This is a genomic window from Stenotrophomonas sp. 17(2023), from assembly GCF_030345315.1.
In the GTDB taxonomy this organism is placed as follows: domain Bacteria; phylum Pseudomonadota; class Gammaproteobacteria; order Xanthomonadales; family Xanthomonadaceae; genus Stenotrophomonas; species Stenotrophomonas acidaminiphila.
In genome coordinates, this window is the sequence record NZ_CP128405.1 from 1 (window position 1) to 17,974 (window position 17,974).

At 66.2% G+C, this 17,974-nt stretch carries 16 protein-coding genes; 12 read left to right on the top strand and 4 right to left on the bottom strand.

Features of this window, described 5'->3' with window-relative positions; all coding sequences use genetic code 11:
- From dnaA to QQA12_RS00055, 11 genes are all read left to right on the top strand, one after another.
- Window positions 1-1,329, top strand: coding sequence for a chromosomal replication initiator protein DnaA (gene dnaA / locus QQA12_RS00005; protein ID WP_054661223.1), 1,329 nt, complete (start codon window positions 1-3; stop codon window positions 1,327-1,329).
- 321 nt (window positions 1,330-1,650) lie between these two features.
- Window positions 1,651-2,751 carry a DNA polymerase III subunit beta gene (dnaN, locus tag QQA12_RS00010; RefSeq protein WP_054661226.1) on the top strand — a complete coding sequence of 367 codons (1,101 nt, stop codon included), beginning with the start codon at window positions 1,651-1,653 and terminating at the stop codon, window positions 2,749-2,751.
- Between the two features lie 590 nt (window positions 2,752-3,341).
- Window positions 3,342-4,442: a DNA replication/repair protein RecF gene (gene recF, locus QQA12_RS00015; protein WP_226049895.1), complete on the top strand. Its 1,101-nt coding sequence runs from the start codon at window positions 3,342-3,344 to the stop codon at window positions 4,440-4,442.
- Between the two features lie 109 nt (window positions 4,443-4,551).
- Window positions 4,552-7,011, top strand: a complete 2,460-nt coding sequence (gene gyrB, locus QQA12_RS00020) for a DNA topoisomerase (ATP-hydrolyzing) subunit B (RefSeq protein WP_226049896.1) — start codon at window positions 4,552-4,554, stop codon at window positions 7,009-7,011.
- Window positions 7,012-7,084: 73 nt separating this feature from the next.
- Window positions 7,085-7,927, top strand: coding sequence for a CPBP family intramembrane glutamic endopeptidase (locus tag QQA12_RS00025; RefSeq protein WP_226049897.1), 843 nt, complete (start codon window positions 7,085-7,087; stop codon window positions 7,925-7,927).
- Between the two features lie 72 nt (window positions 7,928-7,999).
- Window positions 8,000-8,806 carry a M48 family metallopeptidase gene (locus QQA12_RS00030; protein ID WP_226049898.1) on the top strand — a complete coding sequence of 269 codons (807 nt, stop codon included), beginning with the start codon at window positions 8,000-8,002 and terminating at the stop codon, window positions 8,804-8,806.
- A 153-nt stretch (window positions 8,807-8,959) separates the two neighbouring features.
- Window positions 8,960-10,153 carry a tetratricopeptide repeat protein gene (locus QQA12_RS00035; RefSeq protein ID WP_054661243.1) on the top strand — a complete coding sequence of 398 codons (1,194 nt, stop codon included), beginning with the start codon at window positions 8,960-8,962 and terminating at the stop codon, window positions 10,151-10,153.
- 260 nt (window positions 10,154-10,413) lie between these two features.
- Window positions 10,414-10,971, top strand: a complete 558-nt coding sequence (locus QQA12_RS00040; RefSeq protein WP_226049972.1) for an energy transducer TonB — start codon at window positions 10,414-10,416, stop codon at window positions 10,969-10,971.
- 85 nt (window positions 10,972-11,056) lie between these two features.
- The gene (gene exbB, locus QQA12_RS00045) at window positions 11,057-11,800 is read left to right on the top strand and encodes a TonB-system energizer ExbB (RefSeq protein WP_054661248.1); all 744 of its coding nucleotides are present in this window, start codon (window positions 11,057-11,059) and stop codon (window positions 11,798-11,800) included.
- A 45-nt stretch (window positions 11,801-11,845) separates the two neighbouring features.
- Entirely contained in the window at window positions 11,846-12,271 is a 426-nt protein-coding gene (locus tag QQA12_RS00050) for a biopolymer transporter ExbD (RefSeq protein WP_054661250.1), read from the top strand.
- A gap of 3 nt (window positions 12,272-12,274) precedes the next feature.
- Window positions 12,275-12,685, top strand: coding sequence for a biopolymer transporter ExbD (locus tag QQA12_RS00055; RefSeq protein WP_054661253.1), 411 nt, complete (start codon window positions 12,275-12,277; stop codon window positions 12,683-12,685).
- A gap of 322 nt (window positions 12,686-13,007) precedes the next feature.
- On the opposite strand, the gene QQA12_RS00060 is transcribed toward QQA12_RS00055, so the two are convergent.
- The 3 genes from QQA12_RS00060 to cls form a co-directional block, all read right to left on the bottom strand.
- Window positions 13,008-13,763 carry a pyridoxine 5'-phosphate synthase gene (locus QQA12_RS00060; protein ID WP_226049899.1) on the bottom strand — a complete coding sequence of 252 codons (756 nt, stop codon included), beginning with the start codon at window positions 13,761-13,763 and terminating at the stop codon, window positions 13,008-13,010.
- Window positions 13,760-14,038 (bottom strand): hypothetical protein, encoded by a 279-nt coding sequence (locus QQA12_RS00065; RefSeq protein ID WP_225546662.1) that lies wholly within the window; start codon window positions 14,036-14,038, stop codon window positions 13,760-13,762. Before QQA12_RS00065 ends, QQA12_RS00060 begins: the two co-directional genes overlap by 4 nt.
- A gap of 66 nt (window positions 14,039-14,104) precedes the next feature.
- Entirely contained in the window at window positions 14,105-15,565 is a 1,461-nt protein-coding gene (gene cls, locus QQA12_RS00070; protein WP_226049900.1) for a cardiolipin synthase, read from the bottom strand.
- A 112-nt stretch (window positions 15,566-15,677) separates the two neighbouring features.
- Here cls and QQA12_RS00075 point away from each other — a divergent pair, with 112 nt between their 5' ends.
- On the top strand, window positions 15,678-16,769 hold the full coding sequence (locus QQA12_RS00075; protein WP_226049901.1) for a PA0069 family radical SAM protein: 1,092 nt from the start codon (window positions 15,678-15,680) through the stop codon (window positions 16,767-16,769).
- Between the two features lie 75 nt (window positions 16,770-16,844).
- Here the strand turns inward: QQA12_RS00075 and QQA12_RS00080 are convergent, their stop codons facing one another.
- Window positions 16,845-17,858 carry a class 1 fructose-bisphosphatase gene (locus QQA12_RS00080; RefSeq protein WP_054661265.1) on the bottom strand — a complete coding sequence of 338 codons (1,014 nt, stop codon included), beginning with the start codon at window positions 17,856-17,858 and terminating at the stop codon, window positions 16,845-16,847.
- Window positions 17,859-17,974 lie beyond the last annotated feature (116 nt).

Genomic DNA, 17,974 nt, shown 5'->3' on the forward strand with positions numbered 1-17,974 from the left:
ATGGATGCCTGGTCCCGTTGTATCGAACGTCTGGAAGCGGAGTTCCCGCCCGAAGATGTCCACACCTGGTTGAAGCCGTTGCAGGCCGACCACCGCGCCGACAGCATGGTGCTGTACGCCCCGAACGCCTTCATCGTCGACCAGGTGCGCGAGCGCTACCTGGCGCGCATCCAGGAGTTGTTGCGCTATTTCGCCGACATCACCGACGTGCAGCTGGAAATCGGTTCGCGCCCGCGCGCGGTCGAACCGGTGGCCGCCCTGGCCCCGGCCGCCAGCATGGCGCCGGCCGCGCCGGTGGTGCCGTTCAACGGCAACCTCGACGCGCACTACACCTTCGCCAACTTCGTCGAGGGCCGCAGCAACCAGCTGGGCCTGGCCGCCGCTTTCCAGGCGGCGCAGAAGCCCGGCGACCGCGCGCACAACCCGCTGCTGCTGTACGGCGGCACCGGCCTGGGCAAGACCCACCTGATGCTGGCCGCCGGCAACGCGATGCGCCAGGCCAACCCGGCCGCGCGGGTGCTGTACCTGCGTTCGGAGCAGTTCTTCAGCGCCATGATCCGGGCGCTGCAGGAAAAGACCATGGACCAGTTCAAGCGCCAGTTCCAGCAGGTGGACGCGCTGCTGATCGACGACATCCAGTTCTTTGCCGGCAAGGACCGCACCCAGGAGGAGTTTTTCCACACCTTCAATGCGCTGTTCGACGGTAAGCAGCAGATCATCCTGACCTGCGACCGCTACCCGCGCGAAGTCGAGGGCCTGGAAGCGCGGCTGAAGTCGCGCCTGGCCTGGGGTCTGTCGGTGGCGATCGAACCGCCGGATTTCGAGACCCGCGCGGCCATCGTGCTGGCCAAGGCGCGCGAACGCGGCGCCGAGATTCCCGATGACGTGGCGTTCCTGATCGCCAAGAAGATGCGCTCCAACGTGCGCGACCTGGAAGGCGCGCTCAACACGCTGACCGCGCGCGCCAATTTCACCGGCCGCGCGATCACCACCGAGTTCGCCCAGGAAACCCTGCGCGACCTGCTGCGCGCCCAGCAGCAGGCGATCAGCATCCCCAACATCCAGAAGACCGTGGCCGACTACTACGGCCTGCAGATCAAGGACCTGCTGTCAAAGCGCCGGACCCGTTCGCTGGCGCGCCCGCGCCAGGTGGCGATGGCGCTGACCAAGGAGCTGACCGAGCACAGCCTGCCGGAAATCGGCGACGCCTTCGCCGGCCGCGACCACACCACGGTCCTGCACGCATGCCGCCAGATCCGCACGCTGATGGAGACGGACGGCAAGCTGCGCGAGGACTGGGACAAGCTCATCCGCAAGTTGAGTGAGTGAGTCATCGGGGCACCGGGAACGGCCAGGCAGCAGGGCCGGCAGATGATGCATCGGCGCCATGCAGGCGTCATCGCACAAAACGGTGCATCATTCGGGGGCAGACATTGGGGAAGCTGTGGATAAAAATGCGGTTCCGGATCGGCGCCAGGTTATCCACAACTTTCCCCACCCGTTCCGGGCCAGTAGTACAGAGGGTTTCAACGCAATGAAATCCTTTAAAAACAAATACTTGGGTGTGTTTTAAACCAAATCTGGCTCTACCAGCACCACCAAGCTTTTGATTTAACCCACATCTTTAAAAGCATAGGGGCACGAAACCACATGCGTTTCACACTGCAGCGCGAAGCCTTCCTCAAGCCGTTGGCGCAGGTCGTCAACGTGGTCGAACGCCGTCAGACCCTTCCGGTTCTGGCCAACTTCCTGGTCCAGGTGCAGGGCGGCCAGCTGTCATTGACCGGTACCGACCTGGAAGTGGAGATGGTTTCCCGCATCGCGGTCGAGGATGCGCAGGACGGCGAAACCACGATTCCGGCACGCAAGCTGTTCGAGATCGTCCGCGCCCTGCCCGACGGCAGCCGCGTGACCGTGTCGCAGACCGGCGAGAAGATCACAGTGCAGGCCGGGCGCAGCCGCTTCACGCTGGCCACGCTGCCGGCAAACGATTTCCCGTCGGTGGATGAAGTCGAGGCCACCGAGCGCGTGGCGGTGCCGGAGTCGGCACTGAAGGAACTGATCGAGCGCACCGCATTCGCGATGGCACAGCAGGACGTGCGTTATTACCTCAACGGCCTGCTGTTCGACCTGCGCGACCAGCTGCTGCGCTGCGTGGCTACCGACGGCCACCGCCTGGCCCTGTGCGAAACCGCGCTGGAGAACAGCACCGGTTCCAAGCGCCAGATCATCGTGCCGCGCAAGGGCGTGACCGAGCTGCAGCGCCTGCTCGAGGGGGGCGACCGCGAGGTGGAGCTGGAAGTCGGCCGCAGCCACGTCCGGGTGAAGCGCGACGATGTCACCTTCACCTCGAAGCTGATCGACGGCCGTTTCCCGGATTACGAAGCGGTTATTCCGATCGGCGCCGACCGCGAAGTGAAGGTGGACCGTGAAACCCTGCGTGCGTCGCTGCAGCGTGCAGCCATCCTGTCCAACGAGAAGTACCGCGGCGTCCGCGTCGAGGTCACCCCGGGCCAGCTGAAGATCAGTGCGCACAATCCCGAGCAGGAAGAAGCGCAGGAAGAGATTGAGGCGGAAACCCAGGTCAGCGACCTGGCTATCGGCTTCAACGTCAACTACCTGCTCGATGCGCTGTCGGCATTGCGCGACGAGCACATCGTCATCCTGCTGCGCGATTCCAACTCCTCGGCCCTGGTGCGTGAAGCCAGCAGCGAGAAATCGCGGCATGTGGTCATGCCGCTGCGTCTGTGACAGTTCTGGTTCCACGTGGAACATAAGCCCGGCAGTGCCGGGCTTTTTTTCGCCTGGCGATTGCCTGCCCCAAAGGGAGTTCCACGTGGAACTGAACTACACGGGCCCACCTTCGATCCTGGAAGGATCCTGGTCATGACCGCGCGGTTTCGCAGGTTGGCGCCGGCTTTCAATTCCCCATTGCGTCCCGAACTGGAAGACGGATTGCCGTTCCAACATTGTTCCTGCGAGCCCTTAGAGCTTTAAATCTAGGAATAAATCAGAAGCTTGGTGGTGATGGTAGGGCTGGATTTCATGTAAAACACAGCTATATTGTTGTTTTTAAATGGAATTAGTATGCTGAAACCCCTATGGAAAAGCCGGGGAAGAGCCTGTGGATAGCTGTGGGCAAGCGATTTCGGGGCAATACCCAGCAAATTTATCCACAGGATGCCAACGGGCACCCCACCCTCGACGCACAGGATCCGGAGACGGCGTGGTGTCTAGATCCGCGGTGCTGGCCCGGTGCCCGGTTCGACGGGTGGATGCTTTAAGCTGCCGATCCTGCCCCGGATGCAATGCCTGGGCGTTGCTTCTACTCCCGAGCATCAATGCACATCGTCCGTATCTCGCTGAACCGCGTCCGCCGGTTCGATTCCGTGGAACTGGCTCCCCGCCCGGGGATCAACCTGATCACGGGGGACAACGGGGCCGGCAAGACCAGCCTGCTCGAAGCCCTGCACCTGATGGCTTACGGCCGCAGCTTCCGGGGGCGGGTCCGCGATGGACTGGTGCAGAAGGGCGCCGAGGCCCTGGACGTCTTCGTCGAATGGCAGGAACGTGCCGGGGCTGCCGGTGGGGAACGGGTCCGGCGCGCCGGCCTGCGCCATGGCGGGCAGGCCTGGAAAGGCCGTCTTGATGGAGAGGATGTGGCGCAGCTGGGGTCGCTGTGCGCGGCGCTGGCGGTGGTGACCTTCGAGCCCGGCAGCCATGCACTGGTCAGCGGTGGCAGCGAACCGCGCCGGCGCTTCATCGATTGGGGATTGTTCCACGTGGAACCTGACTTTCTTCCCCTGTGGCGCCGTTACACGCGTGCGCTCAAGCAGCGCAACGCCCTGCTCAAGGCCGGGGCGGCGCCACGCCAGCTCGATGCTTGGGATCACGAGCTTGCTGAAGCCGGCGTTCCGTTGGCCTCGCGGCGGCAGCAGTACCTCGATCGCCTGCAGGAACGTGCGGTGGCCATCGCCGCGGATCTGGCGCCAGGGCTGCAGTTGCAGGGCCTGGAGCTGCAACCCGGTTGGCGCCGGCACGAGATGTCGCTGGCCGACGCGTTGTTGCTGTCCCGCGAGCGCGACCGCACCGTGGGTCATACCTCGGTGGGGCCACACCGGGCCGACTGGTCGGTTGGCTACGGGGAAATCCCCGGCCGGGATGCGTTGTCGCGCGGGCAGGCCAAGCTCACTGCCCTGGCCTGCCTGCTGGCCCAGGCGGACGATTACGCGGCCCAGCGGGGCGAATGGCCGGTGATCGCCCTGGACGACCTGGGGGCGGAACTGGACCGGCACCACCAGCAACGCGTACTGCAGCTGCTGGCCGCAACCCCCGCGCAGGTTTTCATTACCGCCACCGAGATCCCTGCGGTACTTGAAGAACGCCTGCACCCGGCTGCCGTGTTCCACGTGGAACACGGTGCCATCCAGGTCCGTCAATGACGGTTCCGGGTGGGTAATGGCCCGGCTGGTATACTTTCAACGATCCCCTCTTTACTCACGCCCCGACCTCCGGGCCGGCGCGTGACCTGTGGAGCCAACGGCAAGCGCGATGAGCGAAGAACAGAACACTCCGGCCAGCAACGGCAATTACGACGCCAACAGCATCACCGCCCTTGAAGGCCTGGAGGCTGTCCGCAAGCGTCCCGGCATGTACATCGGCGATGTCCACGATGGCACCGGCCTGCACCATATGGTGTTCGAAGTCGTCGACAACTCCATCGACGAAGCGCTGGCCGGCCATGCCGACAACGTGCTGGTGACGATCCATGCCGATGGCTCGGTATCGGTGTCGGACAACGGCCGCGGCATCCCGGTGGGCAAGCACGAGCAGATGAGCCAGAAGCTCGGCCGCGAGGTGTCCGCCGCCGAGGTGGTGATGACGGTCCTGCACGCCGGCGGCAAGTTCGACGACAACAGCTACAAGGTGTCCGGCGGCCTGCATGGCGTGGGCGTCAGCGTGGTCAACGCGCTGTCGGAGAAGCTGCTGCTGGATGTGTTCCAGGGCGGTTTCCACTACCAGCAGGAATTCAGCAACGGTGCCGCGGTCGGCCCGCTGAAGCAGCTGGGTACCACGAGCAAGCGCGGTACCACCGTGCGCTTCTGGCCCTCGACCGTGGCCTTCCACGGCAACGTCGAGTTCCATTACGAAATCCTGGCGCGGCGCCTGCGCGAACTCTCGTTCCTCAACTCGGGCGTCAAGGTCATCCTGGCCGACGAACGTGGCGAGGGCCGTCGCGACGATTTCCACTACGAAGGCGGCATCAAGAGCTTCGTCGAACATCTGGCGCAGCTGAAGACCCCGCTGCACCCGAACGTCATCGCGGTCAGCGGCGAGCACAACGGCATCACCGTGGAGGTGGCGCTGCAGTGGACCGATTCCTACCAGGAAACGATGTACTGCTTCACCAACAACATCCCGCAGAAGGACGGCGGCACCCACCTGGCCGGCTTCCGCGGCGCCCTGACCCGCGTGCTGAACAACTACATCGAGCAGAACGGCATCGCCAAGCAGGCCAAGATCAGTCTGACCGGCGACGACATGCGCGAAGGCATGATCGCGGTGCTGTCGGTGAAGGTGCCGGACCCGAGCTTCTCCAGTCAGACCAAGGAAAAGCTGGTCAGCTCCGACGTGCGCCCGGCCGTGGAAAATGCCTTCGGCGCGCGCCTTGAGGAATTCCTGCAGGAGAACCCGAACGAAGCCAAGGCCATCGCCGGCAAGATCGTCGACGCCGCCCGCGCCCGCGAGGCCGCGCGCAAGGCACGCGATCTGACCCGCCGCAAGGGTGCGCTGGATATCGCGGGCCTGCCCGGCAAGCTGGCCGACTGCCAGGAAAAGGATCCGGCGCTGTCGGAACTGTTCATCGTCGAGGGCGACTCGGCAGGCGGCTCGGCCAAGCAGGGCCGCAACCGCAAGAACCAGGCAGTGCTGCCGCTGCGCGGCAAGATCCTCAACGTGGAACGCGCACGCTTCGACCGCATGCTGTCCTCCGACCAGGTCGGTACGCTGATCACCGCGTTGGGTACCGGCATCGGCCGCGATGAGTACAACCCGGACAAGCTGCGCTACCACAAGATCATCATCATGACCGACGCCGACGTCGACGGCGCGCACATCCGCACGCTGCTGCTGACGTTCTTCTACCGGCAGATGCCGGAGCTGATCGAGCGCGGCTACGTCTACATCGGACTGCCGCCGCTGTACAAGATCAAGCAGGGCAAGACCGAGCTGTACCTGAAGGACGATCCGGCACTGGATGCCTACCTGGCCAACAACGCGGTCGAAAACGCTTCGCTGATCCCGGCCAGTGGCGAACCGCCGATCGAAGGGGTCGCGCTCGAGAAGCTGCTGATGACCTACGCCAGCGCCCAGGACGCGATCGACCGCAACGCCCATCGCTACGATCGCAGCCTGCTCGAAGCCCTGGTCGACTTCACCCCGATGGACCTTGAGCACCTGCGCAACGCCCCCGCCGGCGAAGGCCTGGACGCGCTGGCCAAGCGCCTGAACCAGGGCAGCCTGGGCACGCCGCGTTTCAGCCTGGTCCTGCAGGAGCCCACCGAACAGCGTCCAGCCGCGGTGCTGGTCACGCGTCGCCACATGGGCGAGGAACACATCCAGGTGCTGCCGCTGGCGGCATTCGAATCCGGCGACCTGCGTCCGCTGCACCAGGCGTCGCAGCTGCTGCACGGCCTGATCCGCGAAGGCGCGACCATCAACCGCGGCAACCGTTCGGCCGAGGTCACCGGCTTCGCCCAGGCGCAGGCCTGGCTGATGGAGGAAGCCAAGAAGGGCCGCCAGATCCAGCGCTTCAAGGGTCTGGGCGAAATGAACCCGGAGCAGCTGTGGGACACCACGGTCAACCCCGATACCCGCCGCCTGCTGCAGGTGCGGATCGAGGATGCCGTGGCCGCCGACCAGATCTTCAGCACCCTGATGGGCGACGTGGTCGAACCGCGCCGCGATTTCATCGAGGACAACGCGCTGAAGGTCACCAATCTGGATATCTGACACAATCCGGCAACACGGGCAGGGGCCGCAGCTGGCGCCTGCCCACGACTTCCGCTGCTGCCGCAGGATCACGATGTCCGCACCCCCACCGGTTCCGCTGTCCGTCCCGCCTGCCGCACCCCGCGCGTCCCGCCCGGGTTCGCCACTGCTGGGCTTCGGACTGGATATCCTGCTGGCAGCCTGCATCCTGCTGGGCCTGAGCCTGGCCTGCGGCCTGGCCTGGGGCCTGTGGCGCGGTTTCGAGGTCGGCATGGCGCTCGCACGCGAAGGCGGTGGAGCGCCGGATGCGGCGCAGCTGGGTTCGCAGCTGGGCCAGCCCGGTGCCTTGGCGCAGATGCTGATCGCACTGGTGTCCACAGGCCTTGCCGCGCTGGTGCTGTATTTCTGGCGCCGGCCCGCCTCGCAGGCCGAACGTGCCGCTTCCCACGCCGCTGTCCGCCGTGGTTCCACCTGGGGCTGGACCCTGCTGGTGGCCGCCGCGGTGTTCGCCGGCAGCAGCCTGATCAGCTGGATCGGCAAGCAGTTCGGCATCGAGCCGGTACCGACCAATCTGCCGCTGATGGAACAGGCATTGGCCCACTACCCCGTGTTCCTGGTGGTTTTCGCGGTGTTCCTGGCCCCGGCCTACGAGGAACTGCTGTTCCGGCGGGTGCTGTTCGGGCGTCTGTGGGCGGCGGGCCGGCCCTGGCTGGGGATGCTGCTCAGTGGCGCGGCCTTCGCGTTCATCCACGAGATTCCCGGGACCAGCGGCAACGGGCTGCCGGAAATCCTGCAGCTGTGGCTGGTCTATGGCGGCATGGGCGTGGCTTTCGCCTGGCTGTACCGCCGCACCGGGACCTTGTGGGCGGCGATCGGCGCGCATACGCTCAACAACGCGATCGCACTGACGGCACTGGTGTTTTTCGGGCTCCAGTAAGCGCGTCGCAGGTTGACGGAAATTTAAGCCGGGCACTCGCACACTGCCTGCATGAATGAGGGTAAGTACGCCATGAAACCGCTGCTGTTCGGCGCCGCCATCGCCCTGCTGCTCGGCGCCTGCGCGACCACCACTTCGCCCACCGGGCGCCGTCAGGTCGTGGGCGGGATTTCCCCACAGCAGCTGGACCAGCTCGGTGCGCAGGCCTTCGCCGAAACCAAGGCCAGGCAGACCCTGAGCAGGGACGCCCGCCAGAATGCGTATGTCCAATGCGTGGTCAACGCGCTGGTCGCCGAGCTGCCGCAACAATACCGGGACGTACGTTGGGAAACGGCATTGTTCGTCGAGAAGGAACCCAATGCCTTCGCCCTGCCCGGCGGCAAGGTCGGGCTCAACAGCGGCATCTTCACGGTGGCGAAGAACCAGGACCAGCTGGCCGCGGTGATCGGCCATGAGATCGGCCATGTGATCTCGCGGCACCACGAGGAGCGCCTCACCCGCCAGCAGGGCACGCAGCTGGGCCTGGGCATAATCGGCGCACTGGCCGGCGCCGCCTACGGCGATACCGCGGCCAGCGCGGTCAACCAGTTCGGTGGCATGGGCGCACAGGGACTGATCCTGTTGCCTGGCTCGCGCACCCAGGAAAGCGAGGCCGATGTGGTCGGCCAGCGGCTGATGGCCCAGGCCGGATTCGATCCCGCCCAGGCCGTGGACCTGTGGCAGAACATGATGGCGGCCGGCGGCGGGCGTCCCCCGCAGTGGCTGTCGACCCACCCGGACCCGACCAACCGGATCCGCGAACTGCAGCGCGACGTGGCCGTGCTGGAACCCGTCTACCGCCAGGCGCGGCAGTCCGGACGCACGCCACGCTGCGGTTGATCCGTGGACATGAGCGTCCGGGGCCCTGGACATTGGTGCAATACAGCATCGGAAGTGATTTCTCCGTCAAAATTTTTCTGTTACGTTTGGCGGCTCTGTCCCCACAGACAGCCCGTCTACAGCCCCGCCCCCGCGGTTCCATCGAGGTGACCCATGATCTCCCGCAGCCATAAGCAGGCCCTGCTTTCCGTCCTCATCGCGACCGTGCTTGGTGGTGTCGTGGTTGCCGATGCTGCCGCCCAGGCACGCTCGTCCGACCGCGGTGGCGAACGTCGCAGCCGCGGTGCGGCCAAGGCCGAGGTGCTGTATCCGGAGGCAACCCGCCAGGAACCCAACGGCAAGTCGTCCTCGAAGATGAACGGCAAGCTGCAGAAGCTGTTCGCCGCCTACAACAAGGAAGAGTACGAGGAGACCCGCAAGCTGGCCGATGAGATCATCGCCGCCGAGGGCGCCAACGAGTACGACAAGGCGGTCGCCAACCAGCTCGCCTCGCAGGCGGCCTACAACCTGGACGACAACGCCGCCGCCAAGCAGTACCTGCAGCAGGCCATCGCCCTGAACCAGCTGGACAACAACGGCCACCTCCAGGCGATGTTGATGCTGGCCCAGCTGCAGCTGCAGGACGAGCAGTACGCCGAAGGCCTGGCCAACCTGGACAAGTACTTCGCCGAGTCCAAGTCGCAGAAGCCCGAAGAACTGGTGATCAAGGGCCAGGCCCTGTACCAGACCGAAAAGTATGCCGAGGCCATTCCGGTGCTGAAGGCTGCCATCGCCGCCTCGCCCGAGCCGAAGGACAGCTGGAACCAGCTGCTGATGGCCTCCTACGCCGAGGCCGGCCAGACCGGCGAAGCGGTCAAGGCCGCCGAAGCGCTGGCCGCCAGGAACCCGGCCGACAAGAAGGCGCAACTGAACCTGGCCAGCATGTACATGCAGGCCGACCAGATGGACAAGGCCGCCGCGGTGATGGACAAGCTGCGTACGGCCGGACAGCTCACCGAAGAGCGCGAGTACAAGCAGCTGTACTCGATCTATGCCAACACCGAGAACAAGGAAAAGGACGTCATTGCGGTGATCAACGAGGGCATGTCCAAGGGCATCCTCAAGCCGGACTACCAGGCATACCTGGCGCTGGCGCAGTCGTACTACTACTCCGACCAGATCCCGCAGGCCATCGAGGCGTGGCAGAAGGCCGCCCCGCTTTCCAAGGATGGCGAGACCTACCTGAATCTGGCGCGTGTACTGCACTCTGAAGGGCGGATTCCCGAGGCCAAGCAGGCGGCCCGGGATGCAAAGGCTAAAGGTGTCAAGAACCCGGCCGATGCAGACAAGATCATCAACCTGAAGTAAGCAGGAATAACGCCTGAACAGCTGCATTTGTGATGCGCAGCCGGTCAGGATTGGTATAAGCTTGGAGGTTCCTGCGGTGTCATGCACCGCTGAATCAGGGGCGTCGGAACAGCGGCGTCCCGGCCCCACTAATGAGCTCTTGGCGCATGACGGAACAACTGGTTTTCCACCACAGGTATGACGGCGAGAAAGAGACGGGTCTGAGCTGGCCCCGCATCGCCGGTATCGCCTTTGTAATCGCACTCCATCTGGCAGCCCTGATGATGCTCCTGATCCCGGCCGTGGCCCCCAAGGCCGCCGCGGAAAAGGAACGCAACGTCATGGTGACGCTGGTCGACGCCCCGCCGCCGCCGCCGCCGCCGCCGCCGCCGCCGCCGCCGCAGGACACCCCGCCGCCGCCGGTCAAGAACCTGGCGCCGCCGAAGCCCTCGCCGCTGCCGCCGCCGCCGGAAGCTCCGGTGGTGGACGTGCCGGAACCGCGCCCGACCGACGTGGTGACGCCGCCGTCGCCGCCGTCGCCGCCGGCGCAGGTCACCGACATCCAGGCCAGCGTGGACATCTCGTCCAAGAACATGAACCCGCCGCGTTACCCGCCGGCCGCCTTCCGCGCCGGTATCCAGGGCGAGGTCATCCTCATCATTGATGTCGACGCCAGCGGCAACGTCACCAATGTGTCCGTCGAGAAGTCCAGCCGTAACCGTGATCTCGACCGCGCCGCCATGGATGCGGCACGCAAGTGGAAGTTCAATCCTTCCGTCATCAATGGACAAAAGGCGGCTGGTCGCGTCCGCGTCCCGGTCAACTTTGCGCTGAGCTGATCCCCCGGCGGCCCTCGGCCGCCAGCAGGGAACCGTTCGACTTTAGCTACACCCTTTAACACCACACACAACAAAGGTAAGCGTCATGCTGCAGGAAATCTTCATCGCCGCTGCTGCCGGGGGCAACGCAAACAACGCGCTCTCGCAGATGGGCTTCGAGCATCTGATTCACGAAATGACCTCCAAGCCGGGTGACTTCGCGGTTTCCTGGGTCGTGCTGCTGACCCTGGTCGCGATGTCGGCGATGTCGTGGTACTGGACCGTCATCAACATCTTCCGTTCGACCCGCCTGAAGTCGGCTTCCGACCGCGTGCCGGGCATGTTCTGGGACGCCGCCAATGCCCAGGACGCGATCCGCGCCATGGAAGAGCAGCCGGCTTCGGAGCCGTTCTCGAAGATCGCGCTGGACGCCGCCCAGGCCGCTGCGCACCACCAGCAGGCCGGTGCCGCCGAGACCCTGAGCCGTTCGGAGTTCGTCGACCGCGCCCTGCGCCAGGCCGTCACCCGCGAATCCAACAAGCTGCAGGGCGGCATGATCCTGCTGGCCACCGTCGGCGCGACCGCTCCGTTCGTGGGTCTGCTGGGTACCGTGTGGGGCATCTACGGCGCGCTGATCAAGATCGGTGCCACCGGTTCGGCCTCGATCGACGCCGTTGCCGGCCCGGTGGGTGAAGCGCTGATCATGACCGCCATCGGTCTGTTCGTCGCGATCCCGGCCGTGTTCGCCTTCAACTTCTTCAGCAAGATCAACAGCGCCACCGTCAGCAAGTTCGACACCTTCGCGCACGATCTGCACGACTTCTTCGCCACCGGCTCGCGCGTTCGCTGAGCCGGCAGCAGAGCAGTCCTCGCAACGATATAGACGGAGCCCGTTATGGCTTTCAGTAGTGGTAACAGCGGCGGCCCCATGGCCGACATCAACGTCACGCCCCTCGTGGACGTGATGCTGGTGCTGCTGATCATCTTCATCATCACGGCTCCCCTGATGTCCCACAAGGTCAAGGTCGAGCTGCCCGAGGCCAACCTGTACATCAATCCGGACGACGCTGAGAAGCGTTCGGGCCCGATCACGGTGGCAGTCAAGGAAGACGGTTCGCTCTACTGGAACGATGAGCCGGTGTCGAAGGAGACCCTGGAGTCGCGTTTCGCCACTGCTGCCCAGCAGACGCCGCAGCCCCCGCTCAACCTGCGTGGTGACAAGACCACCAAGATGAGCGTGATCAATGAAGTGACCAAGATCGCGCAGGGCCAGGGCATGCTGGACGTCGGTTTCGTTGCCACCAAAGAAAAGGGGCAATAAGCGATGGCTTTCAGTAGTGGTGGAAACAGGGGCCCCATGGCCGACATCAACGTCACGCCCCTCGTGGACGTGATGCTGGTGCTGCTGATCATCTTCATCGTGACCGCGCCGATCATGACGTACCCGATCGCCGTGGACCTGCCGCAGCGGGTCATCAACCCGCCGCCGCAGCTGCGCGAGCCGCCGCCGCCGATCGATCTGCGTGTGGATGCGAGCAATCAGGTTTACTGGAACAACAGCCCGGTGAACGTGAACGACCTGCAGCAGAAGATGGAAGAAGAAGTACAGAAGGATCCGACCAACCAGCCGGAACTTCGCATCGATGCCAATCCGGATTCCGAGTACGAGGTCATGGCCAAGATCCTGGCCCAGGCCAAGAACGCCCAGATGAAGAAGATCGGTTTCGTGCAGTAACGCAATACCCAAGTCATGACGCGACTGGAAAACGCCCCCGCAAGCCGGGGGCGTTTTTTTTTGCCCTGATGCAGCCGCTACGCCTTTGTCCCGGTTCCGCTACGCACCCGCTACCGGCCCCTGGGCCGACACGGAAGCATCGTGCTGCGGACGGGGGCGTGCATCGTTGCCGGATGAGCCCGCGTGCCCGGACAAGCGGCTCCGCGGCCCGGGCCTGGGGATATGGGCAGGCTCCAATGCACGCTGCGCCGTTCCCGGGATGCCGGTGCCGTGCTCCCGCTGGCTGCCTGGTCTTGTGGGATGGAGGGGCGTTGCGGCTGGATCAGCGCTGTTGGCCGATGATGCGCAGGTAGCTCCTGACCGTCGCATCCAGGCCTTCGTACAGCGCCTCGCCGATCAGCGCGTGGCCGATGGAAACTTCCAGCACCTGCGGTACGTGCGCGAGGAAGCGGCCCAGGTTGGCCTGCGACAGGTCGTGGCCGGCGTTGACCCCCAGGCCGGCGGCCTGGGCGCGGCGCGCGGCATCGGCGAACAGCGCCAGCGCGGCATCGGGGGCACCGTTGGCGAAGGCTTCGGCGTAGGGACCGGTATAGAGTTCCACGCGGTCGGCACCGATTGCCGCGGCCATCGCGATGTCGGGGTTGCCGGCGTCGACGAACAGGCTGACCCGGCAACCGCAGCCCTTCAAGGCAGTGATCAGCGGGCGCAGGCGTTCGCCGTCGCGGGCGAAATCGAAACCGTGGTCGGAGGTCAGCTGTCCATCGCCGTCCGGTACCAGGGTGGCCTGCGCCGGGCGCGTCTGCTCGCACAACGGCAGCAGCCCCGGATAGCCCGGGCGTGGTGGCGCGAATGGATTGCCTTCGATGTTGAATTCGACGCCGCGTGCGCGGGTAAGCGTCGAAAGCACATGCACGTCGTCGGCGCGGATATGCCGCTGGTCCGGGCGCGGATGCACGGTGATGCCGTGCGCACCGGCATCCAGGCACGCGGCCGCCGCGCGCAGCACGTCGGGGTCGTTGCCGCCGCGCGAATTGCGCAGCACGGCGATCTTGTTGACGTTGACGCTCAGGCAGGTCATGACGGCGGTTGTTCTTCAGGTGCAGGGGAGGACGGCGGAGCCGCCGGCGGTACCGGGGGACGCAACTGGTCGCGCAGGGCCTGCAGCTCGGCCGCGTGCAGCGGCCGAGGCGCCTGCCTGGTGGTGCTGCCGAAGCGTGCCGCGTACAACCCCTTCATCCACAGCAGCAACAGCAGCAGCGCGGCCAGCAACGACAGCAGCATCAGACCGCTGTGCGTGGTCGTGATGGAAACGGTGAAGGCGCCCAGCGCGAGCAGCAGCGACAGCCAGTACATGACGATCTCCCGGTGGAGGCGCCCAGTGTAGCGGCCCGCCCCGGGCCGGTTCCATGGTGCCGGGCGCTACAGCAGCGGCGAGGCGAGGCGGGCGAATGCCTCGGGCAGGCGCTGGCGCCACAGTGGGCGATGGCGGTCGGGCAACACCGGCGTGGCGCGCTCGAACTCCTGCGCAAGGATCGCATCCAGCTGCGCGGTCAGCCGGTGGTCGTGGTAGAGCATGGACAGTTCGAAGTTCAGGCGGAAGCTGCGGTGGTCGAAGTTGGCGCTGCCGACGATGCAGGTGTCGTCGTCGGCGATGAATGCCTTGGTATGCAGCATGCGCGGACCGTACTCGTAGATCTTGACCCCGGCCTGCAGCAGCTCGTCGTAGTACGAGCGGCCGGCCAGGGTGACGAACAGCGAATCGCTGCGCCGTGGGACCAGCAGGCGCGTGTCCAGCCCGCCGAGCGCGGCCGAGGTCAGCGCCATCCGCGCGGCCTCGCCGGGGACGAAGTACGGTGTCACCAGCCACACCCGGCGCGACGCCTCGTGGATTGCCGCCACGTGCATGCGATGGATCGCCTCCCACGACGAATCCGGACCGGACACAAGCACTTGTGCCTGCACCGTGCCGTCCTCGCGGACGGGACCGTCGGACGGGAACAGGTCCTCCCGGTCGAAGTTGTCCATGCCCTGCCCGCTTGCGTAGATCCAGTCCTCCAGGAACACCAGCTGCAGGCTGCGTACGACATGTCCGCTCAGGCGGGTATGCAGGTCGCGATAGGCGTTGGGGTCGCGGCTTTCGTCCTCCTCATCGGTGATGTTGATGCCGCCGGTGAAGGCGACCGCCCCGTCGATCACCACCAGCTTGCGGTGCGTGCGCAGGTTCAGCCAGGGCCGCTGGAACGGTTTGAGCAGCTGCCGCGGATGGAACCACACCACCTCGCCACCGGCATCGACCAGCGGTTGCAGGAAGCTGCGCCGGATCCGCGACGAACCGACCGCGTCGAGCAGCAGCCGTACCTTCACCCCTGCCCTTGCGCGTTCGGCCAGCGCGTCGCGCAGCGCGCTACCGGCGTGGTCGGGTTCGAAGATGTAGTACTCCAGGTTCACGTGGCGCCGCGCCGTGGCGACTGCCGCCAGGATCGCGGCGTAGGTCGCCGCGCCGTCGACCAGCCAGTCCACCGCGGTGGCGGTGCTGGGCGGCAGCCCGGTGGTGGCCTGGCCGATGCGCGCCAGCTCGGTGCAGTGCAGGTCGGCCGGGCAGACCACGTTGTAGGCCTCCATGCCCTCGCGCGAACGCCCGCGGCGCAGGCGCTGGCGCACGATCTTCTGCGGTCCGATCAGGTAGAACACGAACAACCCGATGTAGGGCAGCGCCGCCAGCGACAGGATCCAGCTCAGCGTCGCCACCGGCTCGCGCTTCTGCAGCACGATGTAGCCGGCCAGCAGCACCAGGTACACGACATAGGCCGCCGCCAGGATCTGGGCCGCGTGCGGAATGGAGGACACGCCGGTCCAGAGATGGTGCAGGGCTTCGCGCATGCCGCGATTCTAGCCATGGGCGGTGCATGGCGCGCGATGGCGAAGGCGCCCCGGCGGCCAGCATGAACGCCGCGTCGCTGCATCTGCGACGCCGCCGCGCTAGCGTAGGCCGATGCCGACCGTGATCAAGGGCCGCGGTGCCGCCAGCCACCTGCCCGGCCGTTTCGAAACCACCACCACCGATGCCGTCGACGATGGCTGGCAGGCCGACGACACCGAAGAGTTCGCCGCGCCGCGGCTGCGCACCGACGTGCGCGCGGAAACCGCACGCAGCATCATCAGTCGCAACAATTCCCCGGACGTGGGCTTCGAGCAGTCGGTGAACCCCTACCGCGGGTGCGAGCACGGCTGCTCGTACTGCTTCGCGCGGCCCACCCACGCTTACCTGAACCTGTCCCCGGGGCTGGATTTCGAGACCCGGATCTTCGCCAAGACCAATGCCGCCGAGCTGCTGCGCCGGGAGCTGGCCAGGCCCGGGTACGTGGTCAAGCCGATCGCGCTGGGCATCAACACCGATGCCTACCAGCCGATCGAACGCCGGCTGGGCATCACCCGGCAGCTGATCGAAGTAATGCTGGAGACCCGCCACCCGTTCTCGCTGATCACCAAGAACGCGCTGGTCGAGCGCGACATCGACCTGCTGGCGCCGCTGGCCGCGCAGCGCCTGGTCAGCGTGCATTTCTCGGTGACGTCGCTGGACCCGCACCTGTCGGCCAGGCTGGAGCCGCGTGCTTCCGCACCGCATGCGCGGCTGCGGGCGATGCGGCGGCTGCACGACGCGGGCATCCCGGTCGGGGTGATGGTCGCGCCGGTGATCCCGTGGATCAACGACGCCGAACTGGAAGCAGTGCTGGAAGCGGCGCGCGATGCGGGCGCGCGCAGCGCCGGCTATGTGCTGCTGCGCCTGCCGCATGAAGTGGCGCCGCTGTTCCGCGACTGGCTGCAGGCGCACCACCCGCAGCGTGCCGGGCACGTGATGAGCACCATCAACCAGCTGCGCGGCGGCAAGGATTACGACAGCCAGTTCGGCAGGCGCATGCGCGGCGAAGGCGTCTACGCGCAGCTGCTGTCGCGGCGCTTCGCGCTGGCCAGCAGGCGCCTGGGCTTCAACGCCTCGCGCGAGCAGTGGCCGTGGCTGGACTGCAGCCGTTTCGTGCCGCCGGTACCAGCGAAGAAGGCCTCGCCGCAGGGCGAGCTGTTCTGATCCGCCGCCGATGCGCTGCGCCCGGCCATGACCCGGCGGGGCGCGGCTGCCCCGCGCCCCCAGGTCGCAGGCGGCTCAGCCCTGCGCGTCGTGCTCGCGGTGGTAACGGGTAGCCTCGGCCACCTCGTTGCGCGAGCCCAGGAACACCGGCACGCGCTGGTGCAGCTGTTCGGGCTGGATGTCGAGGATGCGGCGGCGGCCGTCGGTGGCGGCACCGCCGGCCTGCTCGACCAGCATCGACATCGGGTTGGCCTCGTACATCAGCCGCAGCTTGCCCGGCTTGGACGGGTCCTTCCGGTCCCACGGATAGATGAAGATGCCGCCGCGGGTGAGGATGCGATGCACGTCGGCCACCATCGAGGCGATCCAGCGCATGTTGAAGTCCTTGCCACGCACGCCCTCGCGGCCGGCCAGCAGGTCGGCCACGTAGCCCTGCATCGGCGCTTCCCAATGGCGCTGGTTGGACATGTTGATGGCGAACTCGCGGGTGTCGGCCGGCACCTGCATGCCGCGCTGGGTGAGCACGAACTCGCCGGTCTCGCGGTCCAGGGTGAAGGCATGGGTGCCATGGCCGACGGTGAGCACCAGCATCGTGCTCGGCCCGTAGATGCAGTAGCCGGCCGCGACCTGCTGCACGCCCGGCTGCAGGAAGTGGGTGTCGCCGGGCTGTTCCACGCCCGGCGGCGCGCGCAGCACCGAAAAGATGGTGCCCACCGATACGTTCACGTCGATGTTGGAGCTGCCGTCCAGCGGATCGAACAGCAGCAGGAAGTCGCCCTGCGGATACTCCGACGGCACCGGCTGGCTGTGGTCCATCTCCTCCGACGCGCAGGCGGCCAGGTGGCCACCCCAGGCGTTGGCCTCGAGCAGGATCTCGTTGGAGATCACGTCCAGTTTCTTCTGCGCCTCGCCCTGCACGTTGCCGGTACCGGCGTCGCCGAGCACGCCGCCCAGCGCGCCCTTGCTCACCGCGATCGAGATGCTGGTGCAGGCGCGGGCCACCACCGCCACCAGCTGGCGCAGGTCGGCGTTGATGCGCCGGGCATGCTGCTCTTCGATCAGGAAGCGGGTCAGCGACGTGCGGGACATGGTCAGGAGCTACCTTCAGACGAAAGGAGCGCTATTGTCGCGGGTTGTCCCTGCTTTTACGAGGTCATGGACAGGTCCTGTCCTGGCAGGGCATGGCGGCGGCCACGCGATGTCGT